We start from the raw sequence: 3,944 nt of genomic DNA on the forward strand, positions 1-3,944 counted from the left end.
TCCATGGAATCTCATATGCTTTAAAGCTCTGATGCCCACTTAGCGGCTTCATTGACACTTTCCTGGGGATTTTTCTTAGGTTCCAAGAACGCAATCTCTCCAATAAATTGATTTTCCGGATAAGCTTCTCTTAATTTAGAAAAACATTTCTTTGCGCCGCCTCCACCATGGCATGCAAACAGCCCAATCCGTTTCCCCTTCATCTGATATTGTGTAATAAAACTTTTTATCGGAGGTGCAAAAGAGCCTGCCCAAATCGGAGTACCGATTATAACCGTGTCATATTTACTCAAATCAATTCTTTCATTCACGAGCTGGGGTGTCTCACCAAAAAGAACGCTTTTGCCCCCCCAAAAAAACTTTCCAATTCCTGCTGTCGGGTATTGTTTACTGGTTTTTAACTCCACGGTATCTGCACCCATTGTTTTGGCAATGGCATCTCCAACCAATTTTGTGTTCCCCTCAAATGAAAAAAATACTACCAAAGTACTCATTTAAACACTCCTTTCAAATTAAAACAATACTTATATCATGTTCTAAAAATTTGGACTTATCTATGTTTTTGGCATATTCCAAAAGCAATTGCTTTCTTAGGACAACCATCCACGCACTCCAAACAATTGATGCATTCAGAAGAATCCATGGCTCCAGCCTCAACCATAGTCAAAACATCCAAACACATAGGACAATTCTTGTTACATTGACCACAAGAAATGCAGTCATCAGCTTTTGCCATAAGTCTGAATCTTGGAATATGCAAAAAATCGGCTAGCTTTTCACCAATCACCATAAAAGGTGCCATCCAGCAAAGGCTATGGCACATACCCCGTCTACCGGTCACAAGGGTGAACATATAAATTAAAACCATTACAATTGCATAAATAATAAAGTATTGAAAGTTAAATTCAATAAAATACATGAAATCCCCTTTCAGGTTGTCATTTTGAAGCCATAAGTAAACAATAAATGAAACCCAAACTGTCCAAGTAATATATTTTGAGATATTTTTCCCTTTACTATTCCAGTGGCGGTCATTAACCACAGCAACATACTCCTGTAAGGCGCCACCTGGACAAAGCCAACCACAAAAAAGACGACTGCCAACCATAGAGAACAATAAAAGCAGACCAAAGATCATTGCGCTCCCATTCAATACGCCATTTGCAGCTGATACCACTATCACAAAAGGCGATAAAAGCATAAATGTTATAGGAAACATTAGTAAGGAAAAAATGAGTATGCCTTTGCGAAACTTCTGCCTCATTGAGAATCAACCTCCCGCTGCGAAATAATTCTTTTGGCCTCCCCAGCCCAATCTTTCATTGCGGAATAGATGTAAACGCCACAAAGTGCAGTCAACTGGCTATACGTACAGTCCACTCCCTGCTCTTTCAGAAGTTCAAAATATTGCATATATTCTTTCATATCATGAATCATGTTTTCGTTTCTCTTAGCAAACTCATCTAAATGGCCAAGCAACACATCCGGCTCAGTATTCTCGCCGAAGGAAACCTTCAGTAGTATTTCATATCGGAGCTTTTCTATTTCCGGTTCTTTACGCAACCACTGGGCAAGCTCTTTCCTGCCAGCATCCGTTATGCAATATGTAATCTTCCCTCGCCCATTCATCTGCTCATCAGAAGGAACAACTAGCCCTTCAGCAACCAATTTTTTCAGCGTAGGATAAATTTGTCCATAACTCTCCTGCCAAAAATGGCTATATTCATTCTCAATCCATTTCTTCATATTGTATCCCGTTTGAGGCATACGTGAAAGCATCCCTAATATCACATACTTGGATTTACCTGTGTTTTCTTTCATTTACATCACATCCTATTCGCTTAACATATCTTTATGATATATCATTAAGATATGTTTGTCAATAATATTTAGACATTTTTCATACCTCAAAATCGTAGATTTGAGACAAAATAATTAGGTAAATCTTAAAGTACTCGTAGGTAAAATCTGTGGTATACTTGGTAGAAACGTCCAGCAACGCCAATTTGTTTTACCTGTAATTGGCTTTTGCTTTTTTATTATTCAAGAGGAGGATTTAAAAAAATGTCACTAGAGTTGATAGAAATTTTAAAAGTTATTTTTATTGGTATAGTAGAGGGAATCACTGAATGGTTACCCATCAGCAGCACAGGACATATGCTTCTGGTAGACCAATTTATTGCCCTGAATACGAGTATAGCCTTCAAAGAAATGTTTTTTGTTGTGATTCAGCTCGGAGCAATCCTTGCTGTTGTGGTGATCTTTTGGAAAAAAATGTTTCCCTTTCAATTTGCGAATAAAACACAGCCAATCATACAGAAAGATATTTTTTCTCTTTGGTTTAAAGTAGTCGTTGCATGCATCCCAGGGGCTATTGTAACCATCCTTTTCGACGATTATATTGAAGCCAATTTACACACCCCAATGGTAATTGCTCTGGCCTTGATTTTTTATGGTATAGCCTTTATTGTGATTGAACAATGGAATAAGAAACGCTTTCCCACCGTAACAAGATTAAATGACATTACCTATAGAACCGCTTTTATCATAGGACTATTCCAGGTGCTTTCCATTATTCCCGGCACTTCTCGTTCAGGTGCTACCATCATTGGTGCATTGCTAATTGGTATATCAAGAGTCGTTGCTGCCGAATTCACCTTTTTCCTTGCAGTCCCTGTTATGTTTGGTTTAAGTGCCCTTAAAATACTGAAATTTGGATTTTCCTTTACAGGTGCTGAGCTGTTAATTTTAGGAATTGGCATGGTGGTGGCCTTTGCAGTTTCTGTTTTAGTAATAAAATTTCTTCTTGGTTATATTAAAAAACATGATTTCAAGGTATTTGGTTGGTATCGGATTGCCCTTGGTATCATTGTAATCGTGTACTTTTCAATAATTTAGACCAAAACAATAGATACTGCTTTGTATGGTGTTAGTGGTATCCCAAGGCATCAGCAAGTAAAACCTAAATGAATGCTTGAATGAATATAGATATTTGGAGGAAAACAGATGAATATGCAACTTGTTTATGAAGTGCCGTCAGCACAAGATTATGTGAGCCTTCGGATTCGCTCCGGAATGGGAAGTAAAGATATAAATCGAAGCCAAATTGCTCTAAAAAATTCTTTATTAACAGTGTCTCTTTATGATAAAGATAAACTCATTGGCTTTGGGAGAATCGTTGGTGATGGCGGAATTACTTACGTTGTAAGTGATATTATGGTAGACGCAGCTTATCAAGGCAAGGGTTATGCCAAGGAAATTATGAAAGCTATTAATAATTATTTTGAGGAGAATACTTACGATGATAGTTATGTTTGTTTAATTGCAAATTATCCCGCAGACTTACTATATCAAAAGTACCAATTTGAGTATTTATCAGCAAACAAATGTGGCATGTTGCGCAATCAAAAAAAGCAGACAACTATTTAAGATATACTTCATGAAGCGCACGGGCTTATTTTTTATTCTACATGATACCTCTAAACTATTCTATTGCATACAGTAACTAAATTTCAGTTTCTGTTGAGCAAAAACGACTTGAACTTTTATTAATACTATAGTAATATAAAACCATACAATAAAGATTGGAGTTGAAAAAATGATTAACTTTTCTTGCTAATAATTTAGGCATTTAAACAATTATAATGGTTTGCCATTGTTTTGTTGTGCCAAATTGCAAGAAAGTGATTCATTTTTAAGGCTCTTATGATAGACGGACTTTTTTGTGTTGTCTCGTTTTATTTAGGCTGTAAGAATTAACTTTCTTGCAGTCTATTTTTTATGAGGAGGACAATGCATGTCGCAAATAAACATTAAAAACCTAACTTTTTCATATGATGGAAGTTATGATTCAGTATTTGAGGGTGTAAGTTTTCAAATAGATACTGATTGGAAACTAGGTTTCACCGGTAGAAACGGCAGAGGAAAAACTACGTTTTTAAACC

At 36.5% G+C, this 3,944-nt stretch carries 5 protein-coding genes and 1 pseudogene; 3 read left to right on the plus strand and 3 right to left on the minus strand.

The window, feature by feature from the left end; translation table 11 throughout:
• Nucleotides 1-20: 20 nt before the first annotated feature.
• The 3 genes from RTK36_RS07800 to RTK36_RS07810 are packed head-to-tail and all read right to left on the minus strand — an operon-like array spanning nt 21 to nt 1,821.
• Entirely contained in the window at nt 21-494 is a 474-nt protein-coding gene (locus RTK36_RS07800) for a flavodoxin family protein (protein WP_312045937.1), read from the minus strand.
• A gap of 56 nt (nt 495-550) precedes the next feature.
• Nucleotides 551-1,264 (minus strand): 4Fe-4S binding protein, encoded by a 714-nt coding sequence (locus RTK36_RS07805; protein WP_312045939.1) that lies wholly within the window; start codon nt 1,262-1,264, stop codon nt 551-553.
• Entirely contained in the window at nt 1,261-1,821 is a 561-nt protein-coding gene (locus RTK36_RS07810; RefSeq protein WP_312045941.1) for a helix-turn-helix transcriptional regulator, read from the minus strand. The genes RTK36_RS07805 and RTK36_RS07810 overlap by 4 nt, the downstream gene beginning before the upstream one ends.
• Nucleotides 1,822-2,064: 243 nt before the next feature.
• Between RTK36_RS07810 and RTK36_RS07815 the strand changes: the two genes are divergently transcribed.
• The 3 genes and pseudogenes from RTK36_RS07815 to RTK36_RS07825 all read left to right on the plus strand — a co-directional run.
• Nucleotides 2,065-2,898: an undecaprenyl-diphosphate phosphatase gene (locus RTK36_RS07815; protein WP_312045943.1), complete on the plus strand. Its 834-nt coding sequence runs from the start codon at nt 2,065-2,067 to the stop codon at nt 2,896-2,898.
• A 108-nt stretch (nt 2,899-3,006) separates the two neighbouring features.
• Complete coding sequence (locus RTK36_RS07820; protein WP_312045945.1) at nt 3,007-3,429, plus strand: GNAT family N-acetyltransferase; 423 nt, start codon at nt 3,007-3,009, stop codon at nt 3,427-3,429.
• 367 nt (nt 3,430-3,796) lie between these two features.
• Nucleotides 3,797-3,944 (plus strand): annotated as a pseudogene (locus RTK36_RS07825) (Lsa family ABC-F type ribosomal protection protein); the annotation flags it as partial.

The sequence above is a fragment of the Anaerotignum sp. genome (assembly GCF_031981185.1).
Classification (GTDB): Bacteria; Bacillota; Clostridia; order Lachnospirales; family Anaerotignaceae; genus Chakrabartyella.

Excerpts from the sequence above, each read along its gene's own strand:
- RTK36_RS07805 (WP_312045939.1), bottom strand. The coding sequence starts at position 1,264 with ATGAGGCAGAAGTTTCGCAAAGGCATACTCATTTTTTCCTTACTAATG.
- RTK36_RS07810 (WP_312045941.1), bottom strand. The coding sequence starts at position 1,821 with ATGAAAGAAAACACAGGTAAATCCAAGTATGTGATATTAGGGATGCTT.
- RTK36_RS07800 (WP_312045937.1), bottom strand. The coding sequence starts at position 494 with ATGAGTACTTTGGTAGTATTTTTTTCATTTGAGGGGAACACAAAATTG.
- RTK36_RS07820 (WP_312045945.1), top strand. The coding sequence starts at position 3,007 with ATGAATATGCAACTTGTTTATGAAGTGCCGTCAGCACAAGATTATGTG.
- RTK36_RS07815 (WP_312045943.1), top strand. The coding sequence starts at position 2,065 with ATGTCACTAGAGTTGATAGAAATTTTAAAAGTTATTTTTATTGGTATA.